The 24783-nt window shown below is 67.6% G+C and carries 19 protein-coding genes and 1 other RNA gene; 16 read left to right on the forward strand and 4 right to left on the reverse strand.

Annotated features, from left to right (window positions below):
• Window position 1 precedes the first annotated feature (1 nt).
• From AB6730_RS05720 to AB6730_RS05740, 5 genes are read left to right on the forward strand one after another with little or no spacing between them, the layout of a single operon-like run.
• Window positions 2–2602 (forward strand): TIM-barrel domain-containing protein, encoded by a 2601-nt coding sequence (locus tag AB6730_RS05720; protein ID WP_371022688.1) that lies wholly within the window; start codon window positions 2–4, stop codon window positions 2600–2602.
• 3 nt (window positions 2603–2605) lie between these two features.
• A complete protein-coding gene (locus tag AB6730_RS05725) occupies window positions 2606–3508 on the forward strand; it encodes an ABC transporter substrate-binding protein (RefSeq protein WP_371022689.1) in 903 nt (300 codons plus the stop codon).
• Window positions 3505–4641, forward strand: a complete 1137-nt coding sequence (locus tag AB6730_RS05730; protein ID WP_371022690.1) for an ABC transporter permease — start codon at window positions 3505–3507, stop codon at window positions 4639–4641. Before AB6730_RS05725 ends, AB6730_RS05730 begins: the two co-directional genes overlap by 4 nt.
• Entirely contained in the window at window positions 4638–5564 is a 927-nt protein-coding gene (locus AB6730_RS05735; RefSeq protein WP_371022691.1) for an ABC transporter ATP-binding protein, read from the forward strand. Before AB6730_RS05730 ends, AB6730_RS05735 begins: the two co-directional genes overlap by 4 nt.
• The gene (locus AB6730_RS05740) at window positions 5561–6280 is read left to right on the forward strand and encodes an ABC transporter permease (RefSeq protein ID WP_371022692.1); all 720 of its coding nucleotides are present in this window, start codon (window positions 5561–5563) and stop codon (window positions 6278–6280) included. The genes AB6730_RS05735 and AB6730_RS05740 overlap by 4 nt, the downstream gene beginning before the upstream one ends.
• Window positions 6281–6366: 86 nt before the next feature.
• Here the strand turns inward: AB6730_RS05740 and AB6730_RS05745 are convergent, their stop codons facing one another.
• The gene (locus AB6730_RS05745; protein WP_371022693.1) at window positions 6367–8421 is read right to left on the reverse strand and encodes a M13 family metallopeptidase; all 2055 of its coding nucleotides are present in this window, start codon (window positions 8419–8421) and stop codon (window positions 6367–6369) included.
• A 223-nt stretch (window positions 8422–8644) separates the two neighbouring features.
• On the opposite strand from AB6730_RS05745, the gene AB6730_RS05750 reads away from it, so the two are divergent.
• From AB6730_RS05750 to AB6730_RS05760, 3 genes are all read left to right on the forward strand, one after another.
• Complete coding sequence (locus AB6730_RS05750; RefSeq protein WP_371022694.1) at window positions 8645–9421, forward strand: TenA family transcriptional regulator; 777 nt, start codon at window positions 8645–8647, stop codon at window positions 9419–9421.
• 60 nt (window positions 9422–9481) lie between these two features.
• Complete coding sequence (locus tag AB6730_RS05755; protein WP_371022695.1) at window positions 9482–12220, forward strand: putative bifunctional diguanylate cyclase/phosphodiesterase; 2739 nt, start codon at window positions 9482–9484, stop codon at window positions 12218–12220.
• 108 nt (window positions 12221–12328) lie between these two features.
• Window positions 12329–13003, forward strand: a complete 675-nt coding sequence (locus AB6730_RS05760) for an HAD family hydrolase (RefSeq protein ID WP_371022696.1) — start codon at window positions 12329–12331, stop codon at window positions 13001–13003.
• Window positions 13004–13130: 127 nt separating this feature from the next.
• On the opposite strand, the gene AB6730_RS05765 is transcribed toward AB6730_RS05760, so the two are convergent.
• From AB6730_RS05765 to rsmI, 3 genes are all read right to left on the reverse strand, one after another.
• Window positions 13131–13499, reverse strand: a complete 369-nt coding sequence (locus AB6730_RS05765) for a YraN family protein (RefSeq protein ID WP_371022697.1) — start codon at window positions 13497–13499, stop codon at window positions 13131–13133.
• Window positions 13500–13527: 28 nt separating this feature from the next.
• Entirely contained in the window at window positions 13528–15327 is a 1800-nt protein-coding gene (locus tag AB6730_RS05770) for a penicillin-binding protein activator (RefSeq protein WP_371022698.1), read from the reverse strand.
• A 177-nt stretch (window positions 15328–15504) separates the two neighbouring features.
• Window positions 15505–16332, reverse strand: a complete 828-nt coding sequence (gene rsmI / locus AB6730_RS05775; protein WP_371022699.1) for a 16S rRNA (cytidine(1402)-2'-O)-methyltransferase — start codon at window positions 16330–16332, stop codon at window positions 15505–15507.
• A gap of 68 nt (window positions 16333–16400) precedes the next feature.
• Between rsmI and rnpB the strand changes: the two genes are divergently transcribed.
• From rnpB to mraY, 8 genes are all read left to right on the forward strand, one after another.
• An RNA gene (gene rnpB / locus AB6730_RS05780) (RNase P RNA component class A) lies at window positions 16401–16767 on the forward strand.
• Between the two features lie 589 nt (window positions 16768–17356).
• A complete protein-coding gene (gene mraZ, locus AB6730_RS05785; RefSeq protein WP_371022700.1) occupies window positions 17357–17803 on the forward strand; it encodes a division/cell wall cluster transcriptional repressor MraZ in 447 nt (148 codons plus the stop codon).
• Between the two features lie 54 nt (window positions 17804–17857).
• The gene (gene rsmH, locus AB6730_RS05790) at window positions 17858–18781 is read left to right on the forward strand and encodes a 16S rRNA (cytosine(1402)-N(4))-methyltransferase RsmH (RefSeq protein WP_371022701.1); all 924 of its coding nucleotides are present in this window, start codon (window positions 17858–17860) and stop codon (window positions 18779–18781) included.
• The gene (ftsL, locus tag AB6730_RS05795) at window positions 18778–19050 is read left to right on the forward strand and encodes a cell division protein FtsL (protein ID WP_306850873.1); all 273 of its coding nucleotides are present in this window, start codon (window positions 18778–18780) and stop codon (window positions 19048–19050) included. Before rsmH ends, ftsL begins: the two co-directional genes overlap by 4 nt.
• Complete coding sequence (locus AB6730_RS05800) at window positions 19047–20855, forward strand: peptidoglycan D,D-transpeptidase FtsI family protein (RefSeq protein WP_371022702.1); 1809 nt, start codon at window positions 19047–19049, stop codon at window positions 20853–20855. Before ftsL ends, AB6730_RS05800 begins: the two co-directional genes overlap by 4 nt.
• Complete coding sequence (locus AB6730_RS05805; RefSeq protein WP_371022703.1) at window positions 20852–22345, forward strand: UDP-N-acetylmuramoyl-L-alanyl-D-glutamate--2,6-diaminopimelate ligase; 1494 nt, start codon at window positions 20852–20854, stop codon at window positions 22343–22345. Before AB6730_RS05800 ends, AB6730_RS05805 begins: the two co-directional genes overlap by 4 nt.
• On the forward strand, window positions 22342–23706 hold the full coding sequence (murF, locus tag AB6730_RS05810; RefSeq protein ID WP_371022704.1) for a UDP-N-acetylmuramoyl-tripeptide--D-alanyl-D-alanine ligase: 1365 nt from the start codon (window positions 22342–22344) through the stop codon (window positions 23704–23706). The genes AB6730_RS05805 and murF overlap by 4 nt, the downstream gene beginning before the upstream one ends.
• Entirely contained in the window at window positions 23696–24778 is a 1083-nt protein-coding gene (gene mraY / locus AB6730_RS05815) for a phospho-N-acetylmuramoyl-pentapeptide-transferase (protein ID WP_371022705.1), read from the forward strand. The genes murF and mraY overlap by 11 nt, the downstream gene beginning before the upstream one ends.
• The last annotated feature ends 5 nt before the right edge of the window (window positions 24779–24783 follow it).

Here is a 24783-nt window from a genome sequence, read left to right on the forward strand (position 1 = left end):
CATGGAAGCCACGACAGACAGCCGCCCTTCCACGGGGGCCGCCGCCCGGCCCGAGGCGATAGTCGAGCGGGGCGATATCCGCTTCACCGTGCTGACACCGCGGCTCGTCCGCCTGGAGTGGAGCGCCGAGGGACGCTTCCGCGATGGGCGCACCCAGGTGGTCGTGCATCGTGCGCTCGACGTGCCGCCGTTCGGGCTGGCCGAGGACGATCGGTTCATCGAGATCGACACCGGCATGTTGCGGCTGCGCTACGAGAAGGGGACCGGCCGCTTCGCCGCCGGCAACCTGGCGGTCCTGGTTCGTCGCGAGAACGGGCCGGTCACCTGGAACCCGGGCGATGCGCAGAAGGCCAACCTCGGTGGAACCTATCGCACGCTCGACCGCTACGACGGCGATACCTGGCAGGACGGCAGCACCTTGCCGCTGGAAGACGGGCTGATCGCACGCGATGGCTGGCACGTCGTCGACGACACCGAGGGTTTCGGCCTGGACGACGACGGTTGGGTGGAGGATCGCCCTCCGGGCGATCGCCAGGACCTGTATTTCTTCGGCTACGGCCACGATTACCGCGCCGCGCTCGCGGATTTCGCGGCGATCGCCGGTCCGCAACCGATCCCGCCGCGTTTCGTCTTCGGCTACTGGTGGTCGCGCTACTGGAACTATTCCGACGAAGAACTGCGCACGCTCGGCGCGCGTTTCGAAAAGGAACGCATACCGCTCGACGTGCTCGTGCTGGACATGGACTGGCACACCACGCCCGGCCTTTCGCTGCGTCCCGGGCATGAGCAAAAGGATGTCTTCGGCGAGGCGTCGGGTTGGACCGGCTACACCTTCAATCGCAGCCTGTTCCCGGAACCCGGGGCCTTCATGCGCTGGGCCCATGGACAGAACCTGCGCGTGACGCTCAACCTGCACCCCGCGTCGGGTGTCATGCCGCACGAGGAAAACTACGAAGCGATGGCGAAGGCCTTGTCGTGGGACACCTCCACCCAGGCGCCCATTCCGTTCGAGGGCACCTCGCAGCCATACATGCGCGCCCTGTTCGACACGATCCTGAAACCGCTGGAGGCGCAGGGCGTGGATTTCTGGTGGCTGGACTGGCAACAGTGGCCCGAATCGAAGGCACACCCCGGCTTGTCGAACACCTGGTGGCTCAACCATGCGTTCTTCACCGAGATGCAGCGCGACGGCGATCGCCGCGGCCTGATCTACCACCGCTGGGGTGGCCTGGGTAACCACCGTTACCCGATCGGGTTCTCCGGTGACAGCGTCATTTCCTGGACATCGCTCGCCTACCAGCCCCATTTCACGGCGATGGCGTCCAACGTGCTCTATGGGTACTGGAGCCACGATATCGGCGGGCACACCTTCCACAAGCACATCCCGCGACCGGAACGGCACCTCGAGCCGGAACTCTATGCACGCTGGATGCAACTGGGGGTGTTCAGCCCCGTCCTGCGCACGCATTCGGCGAAGGAAGCGAGCCTGCACAAGGAGCCCTGGCATTTCGGGCCGCCCTATGGCGATGCGATCTTCGCGGCGATCCGCCTGCGTTACCAGCTCGCGCCGTACATCTACGCCGCCGCGCGACAAGCCTACGACACCGGCGTGTCGATCGTCCGGCCCATGTACTACCACTGGCCGGAGCACGAGGAAGCCTATGCGCATCCTGGGCAGTACATGTTCGGCAACGACATCCTCGTGGCACCCGTGACCACGCCGGCCGGCGCCGACGGCACCGCGCCGTTCCCGGTCTGGCTCCCGCCGGGCAAGTGGTACAGCCGCGATGGCGCGGAAGCCTTCGACGGAGGCGGGATGGTGGAGCGTTCGTACACGCTGGAGGAAATCCCGATCTTCGTGCGTCCGGGCAGCGTCGTCCCGCTTTACCCGGAAGGCATGCGCGACCTTGCCAACCTTCCCGATGCGCTGATCCTGCAGGTTTTCCCCGGTGCCCAGGGTACCACCGAGCTCTACGACGACGACGGCACGAGCCAGGGTTACCAGCGCGGTGAGTTCGCCCGCACCTGCGTGCGCAACCGGCATGGCGATCGTGCGCACCGGGTGCACATCGATCGCATGGAGGGGCGGTACGAGGGGCGCCCGGCGAAGCGCGCGTACGTGGTGGAGTTCCTCGATGCGGGCATACCCGAGTGTGTCGAGGTCAACGGCGAGGCGTTGCCTTATAGCGCGGAGCCGACGCCGCGCTCCTGGTTGTTCGACGCGGCGTGGCTGTGCATCCGGGTGGACCTGGGCCCGGTTTCCGTGGATGAAGCGCAGGACGTCGTGGCTCGCTTCGTACCCGAACACGCCGCCCCGGAAGGATTGCTGCACCGCATGCGCCGCGCCGCCGACGCGGTGCGGTACCTCAAGCAGGTGTGGGGCGATATCTCCGCGTTGCCCGACGATGTCGACCTCGCCGGCCAGGCGGCCCGCGTGTTGGCCTATGCGGTGGACGAAGGCGATGACGAGGGCAGGGCGGAGCGTTTCTCGGCGGCCGTGCGTGCGTTCGAAAAACGCTTCGCCGGGCTTGCTGCCGCCGTCGAGGCCACGCCGATCGACGATGCCTTCAAGCGCGCCTTCGCCGACCGGCTGGGACGCTGACCATTGCGCCGCTTTCTGGCCGTGCTCCTGGCCTTGCTCGCTTGCGCCGCGAACGCGCAGGCGCCGCTGCGGGTCGGCTCCAAGGCCGATAACGAAGGCGCGCTGCTTGGCCAGATCGTGTTGCAGGTGCTGCGCCACGAGGGCGTGCCCGTAGTGGACCATACGCAGCTGGGGCCGACCTCGATCGTCCGCCGCGCCTTGCTCAACGGTGACCTGGACATCTATCCGGAGTACACCGGCAATGCGGCGTTCTTCTTCCATCGCGAGGACGATCCGGCCTTCCGCGATGCGGGCAAGGCGTATGCGTTGGCCGCATCGATCGATCGCTCGGCGAACAAGCTCGTCTGGCTGGCGCCCGCGCCGGCCGACAATCATTGGGCCATCGGTGTTCGCGGCGACGTCGCCGCGCGCGAACGCCTGCGCACGCTGGACGATTTCGCGCGATGGGTGAACGGTGGCGGCGACGTGCTGCTCGCGGGTTCCGCGGAGTTCGTCGAAAGCGAGGCGGCGCTGCCCGCGTTCCAGGCGGCCTATGGCTTCAACCTGCGTGGCAGCCAGTTGCTGGTGCTTGCCGGCGGGGATACCTCGGCGACGATCAAGGCGGCGGCGGAGGGTACGTCCGGCGTGAATGCGAGCATGGTCTATTCCACCGACGGCGCGATCGCGGTGACGGGCCTGGTGGTGCTGGAGGACCCGAAGCACGTGGAGATGGTGTACCAGCCCGCGCCCGTCGTGCGCGAGGAAGCGCTGAAACGCTACCCATCGATGCGGCCCGCCTTGGAGGCCGCGTTCCGGCCACTGACCCTCGACGTGCTGCGCAAGCTCAACGCGCGCACGCAGATCGATGGCGAGGATGCCGCGACGGTGGCGGCGGATTACCTGCGTTCCCACGGACTGCTGAAATGAAGCGTCTGGAACCGCTCGCCGCGTTGCCGGTGCTCGTGCTTTCCGCGATCGGCCTGCTGGCGGCGGCGTTCGCGGCGTTCCTTCATGTCGCGCCGAACCGGTTGCTTGCCGGGCAGGCGTTCAACCCGCATCCCTGGCTGTGGATCGGCGCGTGGTCCGCGGTGATGGCCTGTGCCGTGTTCCAGGTTCCGCGACATCGCTTCGTCGCAGCCTCCATCGCGTGGCTCGCCGTGGTGGGCCTGCCGCTGCTCGCGGGACTCGATGCGCAGCGGGTCCTCGTCCATGCCGCTCCGTCGACCCGCGTGCAGCTCGGTGCCGGCTTCTGGCTCATGTGGCTAGCCGCCGCCCTTCTGCTGCTCGACCGCCTGCGCGGCCTGCGCATTGGCGTACAGGTAGCCGCGTGGCTTGCTGCGTTGGCACTCATCCTGGGCCAGGGCGTCATCGGCGTGCTCGACGGGCTCGCCCTGTTGCGCGAATGGCACGCGCAGCGCGCACCTTTCGCCGAGGCATTGGCCGGTCACTTGCGCTTGAGCGCGATAACCCTGGTGCTGGCCTTGCTGGTCGGCGCGCCCTTGGGATGGTGGGTCTGGCGCCGGCGACGGAGCGATGGCGTGCTCGTCAGCGTGCTCGCCTTCCTTCAGACGGTGCCGTCTCTCGCGTTGTTCGCTCTGTTGATCGGACCGTTCGCATGGCTGGCGCGCGCGTGGCCCGCGCTCGGTTCGCTGGGTTTCGGTGGTACGGGTGCGGCACCCGCGGTATTCGCCTTGCTGCTGTATGCCTTGCTGCCCGTGGTCCGCTATACCGCCGCCGGGCTGGACGCCGTGCCCGCCGATGCACGCGAGGCGGCCCGTGGACTCGGCATGAGCCGTGCGCAGTTGCTCCTTCGCGTGCAACTGCCGCTTGGCTGGCCGGTATTGCTTGCCGGCCTGCGCGTCGTCGCGGTTCAAACGATCGGCCTTGCCGCCGTCGCCGCCCTGATCGGTGCCGGGGGGCTCGGCCGCTTCGTCTTCCTCGGCATAGGGCAGGGGGCGACCGACATGGTGCTGCTCGGTACGCTGGCCATCCTTGTCCTGGCCCTGGCCGTGGATCTCGTCTTTCAGGGCCTGCTCGCCCTCACGGAGCGTCACGCATGATCGAGTTCGAGCACGTCTGCAAGCGCTTCGGCGACCATGTGGTGATCGACGATCTCTCCCTGCGCATCGCCGATGGCGAATTCTTCGTCCTGGTCGGGCCGTCCGGATCGGGCAAGTCGACGCTGCTGCGCACGGTGAATCGACTGATCCACGTCGACGCGGGCACGGTGCGCGTCGACGGCGAGGATGTCGCGACGCGTGACGTGGAAACACTGCGTCGTGGCATCGGCTACGCCATCCAGTCGGTCGGCCTGTTTCCCCACCGCACCGTGGCCGAGAACATCGCGACGGTGCCGCGCCTTCTCCATTGGCCCGAGGACGCGGTCCGTGCGCGCGTGGCCGAGTTGATCGACATGCTCCGGCTGGACGAGCCGGGTATCGCCGATCGGTATCCGCACACCTTGTCGGGCGGCCAGCAGCAGCGCGTGGGCGTGGCGCGCGCACTGGCCGCGCGCCCACGCATCGTGCTGATGGACGAGCCGTTCGGCGCGCTGGACCCGCTGACGCGTGAGTCTTTGCAGACCAGCCTCAAGGCGATCCAGCGCGAAACGGCCACCACGATCCTGTTCGTCACCCATGACATGGACGAGGCCTTCGGCCTGGGCGACCGGGTGGGCCTCATGCTGGGCGGGAAGCTGATCCAGGTCGGCGCGCCGCTCGCTTTCCTTCGCCATCCGGCGGACGAGCGCGTGCGGGATTTCGTCGGCGGCACGCGTGCGCGTTTGCGTGAACTGGCGGTGCGCACCGTGCGCGACAGCATGCGTGGCGGCGAACACGCGGAGGGCGAGCCGGTCGACGCGGCGGCATCGTTGCAGGACGCCCTGGGTGCCATGCTGGCGCAGGGTCGCGACCGCCTGCCCGTGCGCGATGGCATCGAGCATGTCGGTGCCATCGTGCTGGCCGACCTCGTGTTGCGTCCATGAAGCTGGCCGTGACCCTGGCCGTGCTGGTCGCGCTCTTGCTGGCGCTGCCGCATGCGGCGCCGCTCTTCCATGCATGGCAACCATCGCTTCCTCATCCGTTGTACACGCGCACGTCTTTCCTTGCGCTGACGCTTGCCCACCTCTCGCTCGTGCTCGCGGCGACGCTCGCCGCGGTGGCTATCGGCCTGTCACTCGGCATCCTCGCCACGCGCCCGCTCGGCCGCTCGTTGCTGCCGACGGTTCGCGCGGTGGCGGTGATCGGACAGACGTTCCCGCCGGTGGCCGTGTTGGCGATCGCCGTGCCGCTGCTCGGTTTCGGTGCCGCGCCGACGTTGTTCGCACTGGTGTTGTATGGCGTGTTGCCGGTGCTGGGGCAGGCCGTGGCGGGCCTTGACCAGGTGCCGGCGGCGGCGTTGCACGCGGCCGATGGCATGGGCTATGGCCGCTGGCGCCGCCTGCGCGATGTGGAGTTGCCGCTGGCGGCGGGGCCGATCATGGCGGGCATCCGTCTTTCGGCCATCGTCAGCGTCGGCACGGCGACGATCGGTTCGGCGGTCGGCGCCACGACGCTCGGTTCACCGATCGTCGAGGGGCTGGTGGGGAACAATCCGGCTTACGTGGTGCAGGGCGCCTTGCTGGTGGGCGTGCTGGCGTTGACGGTGGATGCGGCGCTGGCCGCGGTGGAGAGGCGCGTGCGGCGCTCGGATCGCCGCTGAAGCGGCTCCCACACAAGCGCCCGAATCAGGATGGCCGACCGTGTGGGAGCCGCTTCATTGTGGGAGCCGCTTCAGCGGCGATGGCGTCACCAGATCCTCACCCGCTGCTTCGGGTCGAGGTACAGCTTCTGCCCGGGCTTCGGCTGGAACGCGTCGTACCAGGGATCGAGGTTGCGCACCGTCTGCGCGCGGAATTCACCCGGCGCATGGCCGTCGCCGATGACCTGCTGGCGCAACGCCGCGTCGCGGGTCTTGGTGCGCCAGGACTGCGCGAAGGCGAGGAAGAAGCGCTGGTCACCGGTCAGGCCGTCGATCACCGGCGCGGGCTTGCCGCCAAGGCTCTCCTTGTACGCGGCGTAGGCGATCGCCAGGCCGGCCACGTCCGCGATGTTTTCGCCCAGCGTCTGCTGGCCGTTGATGTGCAAGCCAGGCAGCGGCTCGTACTGGTTGAACTGCTCGACCAGGCGCTGGCCGGCTTCCTTGAAGTGCTTCTCATCGGCGGCGGTCCACCAGTTGGCGAGCCGGCCCTGGGCATCGAACTCCGCGCCCGTATTGTCGAAGCTGTGGCTGATCTCGTGCCCGATCACCGCGCCGATGGAGCCGTAGTTGGAAGCCGGGTCGGCCTTCGGATCGAAGAACGGCGCCTCGAGGATCGCGGCGGGGAAGTTCAGCGCGTTCTGCAACGGCAGGTTCACCGCGTTGACGGTCTGCGGCGTCATCCACCATTCGTCGCGGTCCACCGGCTTGCCCAGCTTGGCGACCTGGTGGTGGTACTCGGCGAGTTCCGCGCGGGCATGGTTGCCGAGCGCGTCGTCGGGACGGACTTCCAGCTTCGAGTAATCGCGCCAGGTGTCGGGATAGCCGACGCCCACCTTGATGGTGGCGATCTTCGCCTTGGCCTTCTGCTTCGTGGCGGCAGACATCCAGTCGAGCGTGTCCACGCGCGCGTCGAACGCCTTGAGGATGTTCTTCACCATGTCCTGCACTTCCGCGCGCGACGACGCCGGGAAGTACTGCTTCACGTAGAGCTGCCCCATCGCGTCGCCGAGGTCGGTGTTGACGCGGCCGAGGCCGCGCTTCCAGCGGTCGCGCTGCTTCGGCGTACCGGAGAGGGTCTTGCCGTAGAAGTCGAAGGCGAGGTCGTCGTAGGCCTTCGGCAGCAGGCCGGAGGCGTTTTCATTGAGGGTGTGAAAGCGTAGCCAGGCCTTCCACGTGTCCAGCGGCTCGCTGGCGACCAGGGCGGCGAATTTCGTCACCGTGGATGGCTGCCAGACGATGAAGGTGGGCTGATCGTCGAGGCCCGCGGCCTTGAACCAGGCGTTCCAGTCGATACCCGGCGCCTTGCTCGTGAAGCTCGTGCGCGGCCAGGGATTGTTCGCCTTATGGATGTCTTCGCTCTCGACGATGGACAGCTGGGCCTGGGCGATCTTCGTTTCGAGGGCGACGATGGCCTTCGCCTTGCCGGCGGCATCGGGCGTGCCCGCCTGCGCGAGCAGGGCCTGGACATAGGCGGCGTATTTCTCGCGCGTCTCGACCATGTCCTTGTCGTTCTTCAGGTAATAGTCGCGGTTGGGCATGCCCAGGCCGCCCTGCAACAGGTAGGGCACGTTCTTCGAGGGGTCCTCGAGGCCCTGGGCGACGAACAGGCCGAGCAGGTGCTCCGTGTCGAGGTTGGTCGCGTTGATCGGGTCGACGTCGGCGCGCAACTGCGCGCCGAGCGCCGTCGAGAGCTGCGTCTTGTCCTTGATCGCATCGATCCGGGCCAGGGCCGGTGCGAGCGGTTCGAGGCCGGCCTTTTCGATGGCCGCCTCGTCCATATAGGCCTTGTAGTAGTCGGCGATGAGGCGCTCGTTGCTCCCCGGGGCCGCCTTGCCGTCGCCGGCCGCCTTGAGCAGGTCCGCGTTGCGCTTCTCGGCTTTCTGGAACACCTCCAGGAAGATGCCGGTGCTGGCCCTGTCGGCCGGAATGACCGCGGTCTTCTTCCAGTTGCCATTGGCATATCCGTCGAAATCGTCGCCAGGCTGCACCGAGCGGTCGATGCCTTTGAGATCGATGCCCGAGGGCTGCCCGGCGGCGAGCGCGCCGGTGGAAGCGAGGCCGCAGGCGATCGAGGCGGCGAGGATCCGGTGGATGGTGGCCATGGAAGGGTCCTTGCTGGTGGGGCGCCCACGATAGTCCTCGCCGTGGCACTTGTGTCCATGACCGATGGACTAGGCGCAAGGCCACCCGCCGGGCCCACAAAGCACCCCGGGGGATGTGCCCTAATGATCGTCCGGCTTCGCAACGAGGCCGGTATCGGGGCGGGCCGCGGGTCGCCCGGGCCCGCCCGACCATCATTGGCAGCAGATCTTTAGGGAGATCTATATGAACGCACGTTTCGAACTGACCGGCTCGCAGACCGAGATCGCCAGCTATCCGCTCTGGGCGCAGGACATGGTTTCGTCCTGCGAGGACGCCCGGCGGGGGATCGTCAGCCATGAGATGTGGACGGCCATGTGCGCCGCCACCCTCGACCCGCAGACCACGCGCAACTTCATGGTCGGCGTCTGGCCGGTGATCGAGCGCTTCCCGGGCTACATGTCGCACAGCCTGTTGAAGACCCGTTATGGCCGCAGCCCGGGCGACGACCTCGCCCGGCGCTGGCTGGTCCGCAACATCCGGGTGGAGCAGAACCACGCCGAGTACTGGCTGAACTGGGCCGAGAGCGCGGGGGTGTCGCGCGAGGACGTGCTGGGAGCCGAGCCGCCCAAGGGCTCCCAGGCCCTGGCCGACTGGTGCGAGGAGGTTTCCCGCAACGACTCGCTGGCCGCGGGCATCGCCGCGACCAACTATGCGGTGGAGGGGGCGACCGGGGATTGGTCGCAGCTTGTCTACGAAAGCAAGGCTTATGCCGAAAGCTTGCCGATTTCCGGCCGAAAAGCCGGGCTTCGCTGGCTTCAGCTTCACGCCGCCTATGACGATACCCATCCGTGGGAGGCACTGGAAATCGTCTGCACGCTGCTGGGAAGCAACCCTCCGGTGGACCAGGTCGAGCACATCAAAGAGTGTGTTCGCCGTAGTTATGTCTGCATGAGCATCACGCTGGACCGTTGCATGGACGCGGTCGGCTCGATCCGCAAGTGGAACGAGGCGGCGGCGTAACTCGCAAGTTGGGCGTCATGTGGAGCACTATCACGTCCGGTTGAGGAACAAGGGGAATCCATGCGCCGCCTCGAGGCCAGTCACCAGCAGCTTCTGTCCAGGCGCCTCAGGCCGCTGGCCTATGCCTTGGTGGCGGTCGTCGGCCTCATCCTCACCCTGACGTGGGTCGCGCTCCAGACCCAGGTGACCCTCGCCGGTTTCCTCAACGGCGAGAGTCTCTGGTCCAAGGCGCAGAAGCAGTCGGTCATCGACCTGGACGCCTATGCGGCCCACGGCCGTCCGGCGGACCTGGCCGGGTTCCGGCGGAATTACGCCGTGCTCATGTCCGATCGCTGGGCGCGCGATGCGATCGCCAGCGGCGACTTCTCCCATGCGGACGTCAACGACGCCTTCGCCAGGGGCGGGGTCATTCCCGAGGCCATCCCCGGGATGGTCTTCATCTTCCAGTATTTCGACGGCATGCCTTACGTGCGCGAGGCCGTGGCGGAGTGGCGTTCTGTGGACGGCAGCCTCGCCGACCTCGAGGACACCGCCGACCGTCTCGAAAAGGGTTATGGCGCCGGCGCGTTGCAACCGGGCGACATCGTCGCCGAGCGGGCGCGGATCGCTGCGCTCAACAACTACATCGAACCCCGCGCCAAGGCGTTTTCGCTCTACATCGCCAACGGCGCCTCGTGGCTGGGCCGGGTGTTGTTCTTCACCGTGCTCGGCGTGGCCGCCCTGGCCTCGTTGCTGTGGCTGCGCATGGCCGGACGCATCCTCGCCGGGATTCGCGGTACCGAGGAGCGTTACAGCCTTCTCTTCGACAGTGCGGCCGATGCCATTTTCATGGTCGACGAGGAAACCGGACGTATCCTCGACGCCAACCGCCGCGCGGCCTCGTGGCTGGGCAGTTCGCGCGAGGAATTGACCGGGATAGAGCTGGCCGCCTTGTTCGTGGACGGTTCTCCGAATACCGGCATGGGCAGCCTGCGCAATCCCGATGGCAGCCTGCGGCCGGTCGAGACACAGAGCAGCCTCGTGGTCTGGGGCGCCCGGCGGGTCTCGCAGGCCATCGTGCGCGACATTTCGGACCGCGTGGCCATGGAGCAGGAGCGCAAGATCGCCTCCGAGGCGCTGGCCAGTATCGCGGAGGGCGTGATCATCGCGGACGCCGACCGCAGGGTGACCACCGCCAACGCGGCGCATACGAAGCTCACCGGGTTCCCGGTGCAGGCGCTGCGCCGTACCCGCTTCGACATCACGCGGACGCTTCCGGACGGCCGTCCGTTGCCCCAGTCGTTGTGGGACGACATCGCGGCGGGCGACAACTGGGTGGGCGAAGTGGAAAGCCGCCGCGCCGACGGCAGCACCTATCCGGAACTGATGAGCATCAGCACCATCCGCGACCGTGACGGGCGCCCGCAGCACTACGTGGCGGTGGTATCGGACATCACCGCGCGCAAGGCCGACCGGCAGCGCCTGCAGCACCTGGCCACGCACGATCCGCTCACCGGCCTGGTCACCCGCTCGGAATTCGAGCGCCGCTGTGCCGAGGCGATCACCCGTGCGGCGCACGAGCGAGGCGCGGTGGCGGTGTTGTTCGTCGACCTCGACGCTTTCAAGGTGGTGAACGACAGTTACAGCCACGCCACGGGCGACGCCCTGCTGATGCGCGTGGCCGAGCGTATACGCGCCCAGCTTTCGCCGCACGACGTGGCGGGCCGCATCGGTGGCGATGAATTCACCGTGCTGCTCGCCGACCTGCGCTCGCGCGAGGAAGCGCTGGTGGTGGCGGAGACGATGCTCGCCGCGCTGGCGCGTCCCTTCGACCTGGGCGACTACGAACTCTACGTCAGCGCCAGCATCGGCATCGCGGGGTATCCGCTCGATGGCAACGACGCGGTCACCCTGATCGCCAACGCCGACGCGGCCATGTATGTGGCCAAGACCGAAGAGCGCAACGCGCTGCGTTTCTATACGCCGAAGATGCACGCGGACGCGCGGCGCCGCCTCAAGCTCGCCTCGGAACTGCGCCAGGCGCTGATCCGCAACGAGTTCTATCTCGTCTACCAGCCCAGCATCGAGATGAAGAGCGGGCGCATCGTGGCCGTCGAGGCCCTGATCCGCTGGCGTCACCCGGAACGCGGCAACGTCGCGCCGGACGAATTCATCCCGATCGCGGAAAGCCTCGGCCTGATCCGCCAGATCGACCAGTGGGTGCTCGAGACGGCCTGTCGACAGTTGTTGCAATGGGACGAGGCGCGCCTGCCTCCCCTGCGCATGGCGGTCAATGTGTCGGCGGGCTCGTTCGGCCACCCGGATTTCCTGCAAGGCGTCTGCCAGGCATTGCAGGAGATCGGCATCCCGCCGAAGCGCCTGCTCGTCGAACTGACCGAAAGCGCCATCCTGCGCCTGGGTGAGGATACCGAGCGGGCCATGCTCGCCCTGCACAACCTTGGCGTGGCCGTGGCCATCGACGATTTCGGAACCGGCTATTCGTCCCTGGCTTACCTGAAGCTCCCGGCGGTGGCTTACCTGAAGATCGACCGCTCCTTCGTCACCGGGTTGCCGATGAACGCGAACGACGTCGCGATCACCGAGGCGATGGTGGCGATCGCGCGCAGCCTCGAACTGCACACGATCGCCGAAGGCATCGAGACCGAAGGCCAGCACGAATTCCTGCTCCGCGCCGGCTGCCAGGAAGGGCAGGGCTTCCTGTACTCCCGTCCGCTGCCGCCGGACGAGATCGAGCGCCTGCTGGCGCCGAGGACCACGGGCAGCAAGCGCCTGTCGCTGGTTCCGCCCAAGCGCGCCTAGCAAGGGGGGCCCTGCCGTAGGGCAGGCCGTGCCAAGAAGGGCTCACCTCTTCGAATCAGAATGTCCAACCCCATATATGCGGTCACGTACCCGCGCCAAGGATCCATCGTGTCCACCCACGACCCCATCGTCTTCCTGTTCGACGTCGACAACACCCTGATCGACAACGATCGTTTCAGCGCGGACCTCCGCGCCCGGCTGGAGCGCGATTTCGGCGCCGAAGGCCGCACCCGCTATGAAGCCATCGACAAGGACATTCGCAGCCAGGTCGGTTACGCCGACTATCTGGGTGCGTTGCAGCGCCTGCGCGGACAGGCCAGCAGCCCCGAGTTCATGGGCATGTCGTTCTTCCTGCTCGATTACCCTTTCGACGAGCGCCGGTTCCCGGGCGTGCTGGAAGCCATCGCGCATCTGCGCACGATCGGCCGGCCGGTGATCATGTCCGACGGCGACACCGTGTTCCAACCGCGCAAGATTCGCCGCGCGGGCCTCTGGGACGCGTTCCAGGGCGACGTGCTGATCTACGTGCACAAGGAAGACATGCTCGACGACATGCGCCGGCGTTATCCGGCGGACCACTACGTGATGGTGGACGACAAGCCGCGCATCCTCGTCGCGTTGAAGAAGCTGCTTGGCGACAAGGTCACCACGGTGTTCGTGAAGCAGGGCCATTACGCGGCCGCCGCGGGCAAGGAACTGGAAGAGACCCCACCGGACATCACGATCGATACCGTCGCGGAGCTGGCGACGATGCGCCGCGAGGATTTCCTGGCGGCGGCCTGACCGGCCGCCATCGCCGCTGAAGCGGCTCCCACAGTCGCAACCCGCTCCCACAGTGTGAGATCTGCTTTGTGTGGGAGCCGCTTCAGCGGCGATGCCTTACAGGTGGGAAGCCGACCCTGTCGGCGATTCAGGCATCGAAAGCCCCCCGCACCCATTCCACGCCATCGCCTTCGAACGCCAGCACGTCGAACCGGCAAGGCCTCCGCGCATCATGCGGATGCCACGCGATCCACAAGTGCGCCGCGCTGACCAGCTTGCGCCGCTTGGCTGCCGTCACCGATCCCAGCGCACCGCCGAAGGCGCCATTGCACCGGTAGCGCACCTCGACGAACACGACGGTTTCACCCTCGCGCATCACGAGGTCGATCTCGCCATGCCGACAGAGGAAGTTGGCGCGGACGAGGCGCAGTCCCCGTTCTTCGAGAAACGCCCGGGCCGCGCTTTCGAAACGGTCGCCGGTGGCGCGGCGCGGGGTGGTTTTCTTGGTTGCCGTCACGCGAACTCCCTGTTCGCGCCGGCGGGGATCAGCCCCCGCCGCTTTCGACGTCGGGAGCCGTGGCCGGCGCTTCGAGTTCGAGGCTACCCGCGACGGGGCGTGCCACGCCGTCGGCGAAGCGCGCCCAGATGAGTACGCGGCGCACGCGGCCGAACTCGTCCGCGACCAGCTGGCCGGTCGCGCCGGGCAGATAGCTGCCCGGATGGCCGCGCATCCAGTCGATGTAGGGCACCAGGCCCCAGGCATCCATGCCGAAGGCGAACAGCCGTGCCGTCACGCCCTTGGTCGCCGGCAGCGCGTTGTTGAGGTCGGTGCGCCGCGGCAGGCCCGGCTGCGCATCGAACAACCAGGGTGCGTCGCAGAATTCCACGCCTTCGAGGTCGCGGTCCGCGGTCGCGTCGTCACCACCCGCGTAGACGTGCGACGTGGCGAAGACTGGAAGCGTGTTCTTCGCCAGGCGCAGCTGGGGCAGTAGCAGGCGTGCCTGCTGTGGCTTCATGCTGATGAAGACGCCGCTGGTGGCGGGGTCCTGCCCGACCGGCTCGGACAGCTGCGAGGCGAAGTCGATGCTTCCCGAATCGAGCGTGACCTGGCTGGCCAGCGTGCCACCGCGCGCCTGCCATTCGGCCTTGAACGCGTTGCCCGCACGGCGGGCGAAATCGTCGGTGGACACGATCACCGTGGCCGTGCGCATGCCCCTGTCGGCCATGTGGTCGGCCACCTGCGCGCCTTCGGTTTCCGGCAGCAAGCCGAACTCGTTGGCACCCGCGGGCGGCAGGTTCTTGTTGTCGTTGGGGTAGTTCAGCGTGAGCATCGGCGCGGGCAGGGCGCCCTTGGCGAAGATCGCCGACACGCCGTCGCGATTGAGCGGGCCGACGACGAAGCGGGCGCCTTCCGCCACGGCTTTGTCGTAAGCGGCGACCGCGTGCTGGGCATCGTTGCCGGAATCGTAGACGGCCACTTCCGGACGGGGCGCGTCGTTGTGGGCCGCTTCGATGTAGTTGGTGAAGAACCCGTCGCGAATGGCGGCGCCCGCACCGGCCAGCGGGCCGGACAGGGGCAGCAGCAGCGCGACCTTGGTCGGCACCTTGTATCCCTCGCGGACGCCCTTGTCGCCGGTGACCGTGCCGACGGCCTGGTCGAGCACGGCGGGCGAACGAGTCACGCTGCCGAGTTGGGCCTGGCCTTCCGTCACCCAGGGTTTCATCGGATCGTTCGCCGGAAGGGCTCCGCCGCGTTCGGCGAGCGCTTGCGCACCGAGGCCCATGAGCTGGGTGAGGATTTCCTTGCGATTCTGCTCGCGGTCGATGCCGCGCAACTGGCCGTCCAGTTCGACCCGGGTCTGCGCGGCGCTCCATGGATCGCCGGCGGCGGCCTGGGCGCGGGCGCGCAGTTCGGCGAGGCGCTGGTCGATCTGCGGCGACACACGCGACGACGGTTTTCCGGTGAGGGAGAGCGCGGTCTTCGCGTCGTTGTTCTTCAGGGCCACTTCGGCGCGCAACGCGTCGAGGCGCAAGGCGTCCTCGCCTTCGAGGCGGGAGCGGCGAATGTCGGCGACGATGGGAGCCGCGCGGTCAAGCGCCCCTTCCTGCCGGTACGACTCCGCGGCGAGCAGCTTGTAATAGTCGCGGTGGTCGCTGTCCTGCGTGGACAGGGCGAGGTACGCCTGCGCGGCCTGGTCGAACTGGCCCTTGATGTAGAGCGCCTGCGCCGCCTGGGTGGCCTCACCCGAAGGGGCGGCACCGTGCTGGACCCCGCCCTGGGTCACGCAGCCGGCGAGGCCGGCGGAAAGCAGGAGGACGAGGGTGGTGGCGCGGATCGATCGCATCGCAACGGATTCCTTGACTGCACGAAGGCGCCCTCCGGCGCCGAAACGACCGGATCATAGCCCATCGCTCCGCGAGGCCGTTGTGAGCCGGCCCGTGCTTGCACCGATCCAGCCCCGGCCGACCCCGATCCGGCCCGCCCGCTTCCGGCCGGTCCCGGTGGGAGCCGACCCTGCCGATCAAGTCCCGTAAAGCGCCTTGCGCGGCGCACCGGTGATCGCGGCCGCCAGCTTCGCCGCCTTGGCCGGCGGCAACTCGTCCTTGAGGATCGCGAACACACGCAGGCCCTCGGCCAGACGCTCGTCCTCGCCGGCTTCGCGGCCGGCGACCATCACCACGAACTCCCCGCGCTGCTGGTTCGGATCGGCGGCCACGCGCTCGACCAGGGTGGCGAGCGGGCCATCGAGCACGGTTTCGAACATCTTGGTGAGTTCGCGCGCGACGACCGCCTCGCGTTCGACCCCGAAGATATCGCGCATGTCCTGCAAGGATTCGAGGATGCGATGGGAGGACTCGTAGAAAATCACCGTGCGTGTTTCGCCGGCCAACTCGCCCAGCCGCGCGCGGCGGGCCCCGGCCTTGGCGGGCAGGAAGCCCTCGAAGACGAAGCGGTCGCTGGGCAGTCCGGCGACGGAAAGCGCCGCGACGACCGCGCTCGGTCCCGGAACCGGACTGACCTTCAGCCCCGCCGCCCGTGCGGCGCGGACGAAGCGGAAGCCGGGATCGCTGATCAGCGGCGTGCCCGCGTCGGAGACGAGTGCGATGTCGTCGCCGCCGAGCATGCGCTCCACGAGGCTGTCGACCGCCGTCCGCTCGTTGTGGTCGTGCAGCGCGACCAGGGGCGTGTCGATGCCCAGGTGCTGGAGCAGAGGGCGCGTGTGCCGTGTGTCCTCCGCCGCGATGACCTTCACCCGGCGCAGCGTGTCGATGGCGCGCGCACCGATGTCGTCGCGATGGCCGATCGGCGTGGCGACGACATGCAACGTGCCGGGGCGTGGTGATGACATCGAAGGGTCCGCTGGATGGGGCGGATCATTCTACGTGCAGGCGCCGCTTCTGCCGTACAATCGGAGGTGGAGTCGGCCGGACAGTCGCGTCGCGCCTTCGGGCGTATCGAGGAAAGTCCGGGCTCCATAGGGCAGGGTGCCAGGTAACTCCTGGGCAGCGTGAGCTGACGGCCAGTGCAACAGAGAGCAGACCGCCGATGGCCCCGCGAGGGGATCAGGTAAGGGTGAAAGGGTGCGGTAAGAGCGCACCGCGTGCGGGGCTAACGCCGCACGGCACGGTAAACCCCACCCGGAGCAAGACCAAATAAGGGAACCATGACGCGGCCCGCGTCGTTCCCGGGTAGGTTGCTGGAGCCTGGCGGTGACGCCAGGCCGAGAAGAATGACTGTCACGTCGCAAGACGCACAGAACCCGGCTTACAGGCCGACTCCTTTTTCTTCCAGGCATCGCGGCGCCGTCCTCACAGACGGCGCCGCGGCGTTTCCAGGATGCCCCTGACCGTGGGAGCCGACTTGTCGGCGATCCCGCGGCAGCGGGCCAGGTCGAGGCGAGCACCCAATCGCCGCTGAAGCGGCTCCCACAACAGCATTGACTAGGCAGGGTAGGAACGAGCCTGTGGGATTAGGAATACACCTGTGGGAGCCGACCTTGTCGGCGATCCCGCGGCAGCGGGCCAGGTCGAGGCAAGCACCTCATCGCCGCTGAAGCGGCTTCTCACCACGGCATCGGTCCCACTACAGCATCGGTCCCACCACAGTATCGGGTGGGCCAGCTTCGATGAACGTGGAGTTCATGCGCGGCCGCCATTTCGCCTTTTGGCGACCGCTGGAACAGCGAGGCCTGTCACAAAAAACCTCACCGATTCAACCACCTTCCGCCCCTTCCTCAGAAACGGCTGGAAATTGGCATGAACGTGAGCTTTCTCCTTGATTCACAAGAAAAAATTCCTTGACAGTCTCAGGACCCGAGACTATCGTGGGCCCCAGTGTCAAATCGTGGGATTTGGTGGGGCGGCCAACTAAAGATGTTTCAAGGTGAGACAGCCATCACGGTCGACGACAAGGGTCGTCTGACGATTCCGACCTCGTATCGGGATCTGGTGGCCGACGCCTGTGCGAATCGTCTGGTCGTTACCTACAACCCCTTCGAGACCGGCTGCCTCTGGATCTTTCCGTACGCGGAGTGGGAGCAGGTGCGTGACCAGGTCAACGCGCTGCCCAGCGTGAAGGCCGTCCACCGGGCGTTGCAGATGAAGCTGGTGGGTGCCGCGGCCATCGTCGAACCCGACGGAGCGGCCCGCATCCTCCTCCCTTCCAGCCAACGGTCGGCGGCAGGCATAGAGAAAAAAGCCGTGTTGCTCGGCATGGGCAAGAAGTTCGAGCTTTGGAGTGAACTGGCCCACCTCGCGAAGATCCGCCAGACGATCGGCGAGGACGACATCAGCGACGACATGGCGGAGCTGCGGTTGTGACGACGACGAACTAACTTTCGAGGTTTTTTGGTGGAACGGGAGCGGGATGTGGCAATGGCGGGGCGCGATGTGCACATCCCTGTGATGCTCGACGAAGTGCTGGAGGGCCTCGCCTTGCGCGAGAACGGGCGTTATCTGGACGGGACTTTCGGCCGCGGCGGTCACGCCCGGGCGATCCTCGGCCGTCTCTCCGACGCCGGCAGGCTCTTCCTCATGGACCGCGACCCGGCCGCCATCGCCGTGGCCGAAGCCGGCCTCGCCACCGATCCCCGTGTATCCCTGCGCCACGACAACTTCGCCACCATGGGCGACTGGTCCGCGCTGGAAGGCGGCCTCGACGGCATCCTGCTCGACCTGGGCGTGTCTTCGCCGCAGCTCGACGATGCCAGCCGTGGTTTCAGCTTCATGGCCGATGCGCCGCTGGACATGCGCATGGACACGACGCGTGGCGTGAGCGCGGCGGACTTCCTGGCCGATGCGGACGAGGCCGAGATCGCCCAGGTCCTGTGGACCTTCGGCGAGGAGCGCTTCAGCCGCCGCATCGCCAAGGCGATCGTCGAGCGCCGCGCCACCGATCCCATCACACGTACGGGCGAACTCGCCGAGCTTGTCGCGCGCTGCGTCGGCCGCCGCGAGCCCGGCAAGAATCCCGCCACGCGCACCTTCCAGGCGTTGCGTATCCGCGTGAACGCCGAACTCGAATCCGTCGAACGCGGTCTCGATGCCGCCCTCGAACTGCTCAACGTGGGCGGCCGCCTGGCGGTGATCAGCTTCCACTCGCTGGAAGACCGTACGGTGAAGCAGTTCATCCGTGGTCACGAGGGGCGTGTGCAGGGCAGCCGCCGCGGCCCGCCGGTCGAGGCGAAGACCGCCCGCCTGAAGCCCGTCGGCAAGGCCATCTTTCCTTCCGACGCCGAAGTGTCCGCGAACCCACGTTCGCGCTCCGCCGTGCTGCGCATCGCGGAGAAACTCGCATGAAGGCCTTCGGCGCCGCCTGCCTCTCGATCCTGCTGCTGGCGGTCATCGCCAGCGCGATCGGCGTGGTGTGGACGCGCCATGAGAGCCGCGTGCTGTTCGTCGAACTCTCGCGGCTGCAAAGCCAGAAAGACGACCTCGGCGTCGAATACGGCCGCCTAGAACTGGAACAGGCGACCTACGCCGAGCCCAGCCGCATCGATGCGGACGCCCGCGGCAAACTCGGCATGTTCACGCCGAAGCCGCAGGACATCCAGCTGGTGCGTCGATGAAGGCCCGTTACGGCAAACCTGTCGTTCCGAGCCGCCGCCGCGGCCAGGGGCCGAGCCCGCGCAAGCGCATGACGGTCATCGTCGCGCTGCTCTGCGTGGCCGTCTCGGGCCTGGTGGTGCGCGCGTTCGACCTGCAGGTGGTGCGCAAGCAGTTCTACCAGGACCAGGGCGATGCGCGTTTCCTGCGCGAGATGCCCATCGCCGTGTCGCGCGGCACCATCTTCGATCGCAATGGCGAGCCCCTGGCGGTATCCACGCCGGTGGCTTCGATCTGGGCGAACCCGCCGGAAGTGCTGGAGAACGAAGACCGTATCCCTGAGCTGGCCAAGGCGCTGCACGTCGACGCCGACGACCTGAAGCAGAAGATCGTGCAGCGCGCGGACAAGGAATTCATGTACATCGCGCGCCAGCTGCGTCCGGAGGACGCGCAGGCGATCGTGGACCTGAAGATCCCCGGCATCGCCGCGCAGCGCGAGTACCGTCGTTACTATCCGTCGGGCGCGGTGAACAGCCATATCCTCGGCTTCACCAACATCGACGACCACGGCCAGGAAGGCCTGGAACTGGCGTTCGACGAATGGCTGGCCGGCAAGCCGGGTGCGAAGCGCGTCATCCGCGACCGCATGGGTCATGTCGTCGAGGACGTGGAACTGGTGCGCGAGCCGCAGCCCGGCCGCGACCTCACCCTGTCGATCGACCGCCGCATCCAGTACCTCGCCTATAGCGCCTTGAAGGACGCGCTGGAGAAGAACAAGGCCGAGTCCGGTTCCATCGTCGTGATGGACGTGCATACGGGCGAAGTGCTCGGCATGGCCAACCTGCCTTCGTTCAATCCGAACGCGGTGCGCGGCAGCACGCCGTCGGAACGGCGCAACCGCGCCGTCACGGACGTGGTCGAGCCGGGTTCGACGATGAAGGCGTTCACCATGGCCGCGGCGCTCACCAGCGGCAAGTACACGCCGACCGCGCCGCTGATCGAGACCTCGCCTGGCACCTGGATGATGGGCGGCCACCCGGTGCGCGACACGCACAACTGGGGCACGCTCACACCCACGGGCGTGATCACGAAATCGTCCAACGTCGGTGCGGCCAAGATCGCGATGACACTGGACACCGATTTTCTCTACGGTGTCTACAAGTCGTTCGGGCTCGGCAACAGCACGGGCAGCGGTTTTCCTGGCGAAGCGGCGGGTTACCTGCCGGTGGGCCGTACCTGGAAGCCGATCGAGAAGTCGCGCCTGGCCTACGGCTACAACCTCAACGTCACGCCGTTGCAGCTGGCCACGGGCTATGCCGCCATCGCCAACGGCGGCGCATTGCGCTCGCCCAGCTTCATCAAGGGCGCGGACAACCCGCCGAACCAGATCGTCACCCCCGAGGTGGCGCACAACCTTGTTCGCATGCTCGAGACGGTGATGGCACCGGGAGGCACCGGTTATGGCTTCGCCTCCGTCGCCAACTACAGCGTCGCTGGCAAGACGGGCACCTCGCACAAGAATTCCGCGGGTGGTTACTACGCCAACAACTATATTTCGCTGTTCGTCGGCATGATTCCCGCGAGCGCGCCGCGCCTGGTGACCGTCGTCGTCATCAACGATCCGAAGGGCGGGCATTACTACGGTGGTTCCGTGGCCGGCCCGGCCTTCGCCCAGGTGATGGAAGGCGCCGTGCGCCTGCTCGACATCCCGCCGGACAACGTGGGCCGCTGGTACGCGGGCGGCCCGAGCCAGGGCGGGCTGATCGGCACCACCAATGCGCAGCCGCCCCAGGCGGACGAAAGCGCCGCCGAAGAGGTGGTGCCATGACGATGCGCCTCACTGACCTGCTCGACGGTTTCGCCGACGCTTCCAGCGCCGGCGACATCGACGTTTCGGGCCTCGCCCTGGATTCCCGCGAGATCGTCCGCGGCAACGCCTTCGTCGCATTGCGCGGCATGAAGGGCCACGGCATCGAGTTTGCCGCCAAGGCGGTCGGGCAGGGCGCGGTGGCGATCCTCGCCGAGCCTCCGTTCGACGCTGCCGACGGGGGCGTCCCGGTCATCACGGTCGACAAGCTGCGCGAGAAGGCCGGCCCCATCGCCGCGCGCTACTACGGCGACCCGTCTCGCGCGCTCGATGTCATCGGCGTGACGGGCACCAACGGCAAGACCTCCACCGTCCAGTTGATCGCGCAGGCGTTGGCCTTCCTCGGCCGAAAGCCGGCCACGGTCGGTACGCTGGGCGCGGGCTTGCACGGCGCGATCGCCGAGGGTGAGCGCACCACGCCGGATGCGATCCGCATGCAGGCGCTTCTCGGCGAGTTCCGCGACGCGGGCGCGACGCATGTCGCGATGGAAGTGTCCTCGCACGCGCTGGAGCAGGGCCGCGTGAACGCCATCGCCTTCGACGTGGCCGTGTTCACCAACCTCACGCGCGACCACCTCGACTACCACGGCACGATGGAAGCGTATGGTGCCGCCAAGGCCAAGCTGTTCGCTTTCGAAGGGCTGCGCAGCGCGGTCATCAACGTGGACGACCCGTTCGGAGCGAAGCTGGCCAAGGGCCTCGGCGAAGGCATCGCCAAATTGCGCGTGTCGATGGCGGGCGACAGCACGGAGAAGGACGCCGAGATCCGCGCGGACATCATCGTCACCTCGGCGAAGGGCCTGTCGTTCAACCTCAATACGCCATGGGGCATGCGCACCGTGCGCAGTGCGCTGCTCGGGCGTTTCAACGTCGCCAACCTGCTTTCGGTCGCCGCCGTGCTCGGCGCGCTGGGCGAGCCGTTCGACCGCATCCATGCGGCGCTCGAGGCGTTGCAACCGGTGAATGGCCGGATGAGCCGCCTCGGCGGCGACGGCCGCAAGCCGCTGGTGGTGGTGGATTACTCGCATACGCCCGACGCGCTGAAGCAGGCGCTGCTCGCCCTGCGCTCGCATACCAAGGGCAAGTTGATCTGCGTGTTCGGCGCCGGTGGCGATCGCGACCAGGGCAAGCGGCCGATCATGGCCGGCATCGCCGAGCGGCTCGCCGACGTGGTGATCGTGACCGATGACAATCCGCGCAGCGAGGACGGCGACGCCATCGTCGCGCAGATCGTGGCCGGCTTCGCCCATCCCGACACCGTCATGGTCGAGCGCGACCGTGCGCAGGCCATCGCCCTGGCGCTCGCCGACGCGAAGGCCGACGACGTCGTGCTGATCGCCGGCAAGGGCCACGAAACCTATCAGGAAGGTCCGGAGGGCAAGCGCCCCTTCGACGACCTCGCCGTCGCCCGCGAGGCGATGGAGACGAGCAAGAAAGGAGTCCGCGCATGATGCGCCTGTCCGCCGTCGCCCTCTGGACCCGCGGCCGCCTGCAAGGCGCCGACGCCGAGGTCAGCGGTTTTTCCATCGATACCCGTACCCTCCGCCCGGGCGACCTGTTCGTGGCCTTGCCGGGCGAGCGCGTCGACGGGCACGACTTCGTCGCCGCCGCGGCGGAGCATGGCGCCGTCGCCGCGCTGGTCACGCGTCCGGTCGACGCGCCGATTCCACAGGTGATCGTCGACGATACCCAGGCCGCGCTGGGCGACCTGGCCAGCGCCGTGCGTGCGCAGCGCGACGTGCGCGTGGTCGGCATCACCGGTTCCAACGGCAAGACCACGGTGAAGACGCTCACCGCGTCGATCCTGTCGCGCCATGGCCGCACCCATGTCAACGCCGGCAACTTCAACAACGAGATCGGCATGCCGCTGACCTTGCTGGCGATGCCGGAAGACACCCGCTACGCGGTGCTGGAAATGGGTGCGGGCAAGCCGGGCGACATCGACTACCTCGCCGCCATCGCGCGGCCCGATATCGGCCTCGTCAATTCCATCGCGCCCGCGCATCTTGAGCGCATGGGCACGATCGAAGGCGTCGCCGAAACCAAGGGCGCGTTGTACCGGTCGCTGCCCGCCGACGGGATCGCCATCGTCAACGCGGACGACGAGCGCTTCGCCGGCTTCTTCGCCAACCTGGCCGGCTCGCGCACCATCCTGCGCTACGCGCTGGACCATCGGGCGGATATCGGCGCCGACATCGTCGAAGAGCGTATCGACGGCACGCACTTCGTGCTGTCGACGCCGCATGGCGATGGTGACGTGCACCTTCCGCTGCCGGGTCGCCACAACGTGGCCAACGCGCTTGCCGCGGCGGCCATCGCCACGGCGCTCGGCGTGCCGGTGGACCTCATCGTGGAGGGCCTGGAGCAGGTTCCACACGTGCCGGGCCGCCTCGAACTGGAACCGATGCCCGGTAACTGGACCCTGATCGACGACAGCTACAACGCGAATCCCGGCTCGGCGGCCGCGGCGATCGACACGCTGGCCCTGGCCCGTGGCGAGCGGTGGCTGATCCTCGGCGACATGGCCGAACTGGGGCCGGATGCGTCGAACCTGCACGCCGGTGTCGGTCGCCTCGCGCATGCGCGGGGGATCGAGCGCCTGCTCGCCACGGGAACCCGGAGCGCGGCGGCGGTGGAAGCCTTCGGTCCGGGGGCACAGCATTTCGCGACGCAGGAGGCGCTGATCGAGGCTGCCTGCGCGCAGATCCACGAGGGCGTGACCTGCCTCGTGAAGGGGTCGCGTTCCTCCGGCATGGACCGGGTCGCGGCGGCGATGAAGAAGTACGCTGAAGGAGCATTCCATGCTGCTTGAACTGGCGGAATGGATGGCTCGGCACTTCACGTCGCTGCATCTGTTCCAGTACATCACCTTCCGCGCGATCATGGCCGCGCTCACGGCGTTGGCTGTCTCGCTGCTGCTCGGGCCCGCGCTCATCCGCAAGCTCGCCGCGCTGAAGGCGGGCCAGGTCGTGCGCAGCGATGGCCCACAAACCCACCTCGCGAAGGCAGGCACGCCGACCATGGGTGGCCTGCTCATCCTGTTCGCCGTCGGCATCGCGACGCTGCTGTGGGCCGACCTCGGCAACCGCTACGTGTGGGTGGTGCTGGCGGTGACCGTGCTGTTCGGCGCGATCGGTTTCTACGACGACTACCGCAAGCTGGTGCTGAAGGACAGCCGCGGCCTCGCCAGCCGCTGGAAGTATTTCTGGCAGTCGGTGTTCGGTCTCGGCGCCGCGGTGTTCCTCTACCAGACCCACCAGCTTCCGGCCGAGATCGCGCTGTACGTGCCCTTGTTCAAGCAGGTCGCCATCCCGCTCGGCGTGTTCTTCGTGGTGGTCGGCTATTTCATCATCGTCGGCTTCTCGAACGCGGTGAACCTCACCGACGGCCTCGACGGCCTCGCGATCATGCCGAGCGTGCTGGTCTCGGGCGCCCTGGGTATCTTCGCCTACCTCGCCGGCAACAAGCTGTTCTCCGAGTACCTCGGCATTCCGGCGATTCCCGGCGCCGGCGAACTGGCGATCTTCTGCAGCGCGCTGGCGGGAGCGGGGCTCGGCTTCCTCTGGTTCAACACGTACCCGGCGCAGGTGTTCATGGGCGACGTGGGCGCGCTGGCGATCGGCGCCGCGCTCGGCTGCGTCGCGCTCATCGTCCGCCAGGAAATCGTGTTGCTGGTGATGGGTGGCGTGTTCGTGCTGGAGACGGCCTCGGTGATGCTCCAGGTCGGCAGTTTCAAGCTGCGCGGCAAGCGCATCTTCCGCATGGCGCCGATCCACCATCACTTCGAATTGAAGGGCTGGCCCGAGCCACGGGTCATCGTCCGTTTCTGGATCATCAGCGTGGTGCTGGTGCTCATCGGTCTTGCAACCTTGAAGGTGCGCTGAGAAAA

It is taken from the genome of Luteibacter sp. RCC_6_2, from assembly GCF_041360655.1.
In the GTDB taxonomy this organism is placed as follows: domain Bacteria; phylum Pseudomonadota; class Gammaproteobacteria; order Xanthomonadales; family Rhodanobacteraceae; genus Luteibacter.

Coding starts and splice junctions, on each gene's coding strand:
- AB6730_RS05735 (WP_371022691.1), top strand. CDS start 4,638: ATGATCGAGTTCGAGCACGTCTGCAAGCGCTTCGGCGACCATGTGGTG.
- ftsL (WP_306850873.1), top strand. CDS start 18,778: ATGAAGGCCTTCGGCGCCGCCTGCCTCTCGATCCTGCTGCTGGCGGTC.
- AB6730_RS05750 (WP_371022694.1), top strand. CDS start 8,645: ATGAACGCACGTTTCGAACTGACCGGCTCGCAGACCGAGATCGCCAGC.
- AB6730_RS05755 (WP_371022695.1), top strand. CDS start 9,482: ATGCGCCGCCTCGAGGCCAGTCACCAGCAGCTTCTGTCCAGGCGCCTC.
- mraY (WP_371022705.1), top strand. CDS start 23,696: ATGCTGCTTGAACTGGCGGAATGGATGGCTCGGCACTTCACGTCGCTG.
- AB6730_RS05720 (WP_371022688.1), top strand. CDS start 2: ATGGAAGCCACGACAGACAGCCGCCCTTCCACGGGGGCCGCCGCCCGG.
- mraZ (WP_371022700.1), top strand. CDS start 17,357: ATGTTTCAAGGTGAGACAGCCATCACGGTCGACGACAAGGGTCGTCTG.
- rsmI (WP_371022699.1), bottom strand. CDS start 16,332: ATGTCATCACCACGCCCCGGCACGTTGCATGTCGTCGCCACGCCGATC.
- rsmH (WP_371022701.1), top strand. CDS start 17,858: ATGGCGGGGCGCGATGTGCACATCCCTGTGATGCTCGACGAAGTGCTG.
- murF (WP_371022704.1), top strand. CDS start 22,342: ATGATGCGCCTGTCCGCCGTCGCCCTCTGGACCCGCGGCCGCCTGCAA.
- AB6730_RS05730 (WP_371022690.1), top strand. CDS start 3,505: ATGAAGCGTCTGGAACCGCTCGCCGCGTTGCCGGTGCTCGTGCTTTCC.
- AB6730_RS05740 (WP_371022692.1), top strand. CDS start 5,561: ATGAAGCTGGCCGTGACCCTGGCCGTGCTGGTCGCGCTCTTGCTGGCG.
- AB6730_RS05745 (WP_371022693.1), bottom strand. CDS start 8,421: ATGGCCACCATCCACCGGATCCTCGCCGCCTCGATCGCCTGCGGCCTC.
- AB6730_RS05805 (WP_371022703.1), top strand. CDS start 20,852: ATGACGATGCGCCTCACTGACCTGCTCGACGGTTTCGCCGACGCTTCC.
- AB6730_RS05800 (WP_371022702.1), top strand. CDS start 19,047: ATGAAGGCCCGTTACGGCAAACCTGTCGTTCCGAGCCGCCGCCGCGGC.
- AB6730_RS05770 (WP_371022698.1), bottom strand. CDS start 15,327: ATGCGATCGATCCGCGCCACCACCCTCGTCCTCCTGCTTTCCGCCGGC.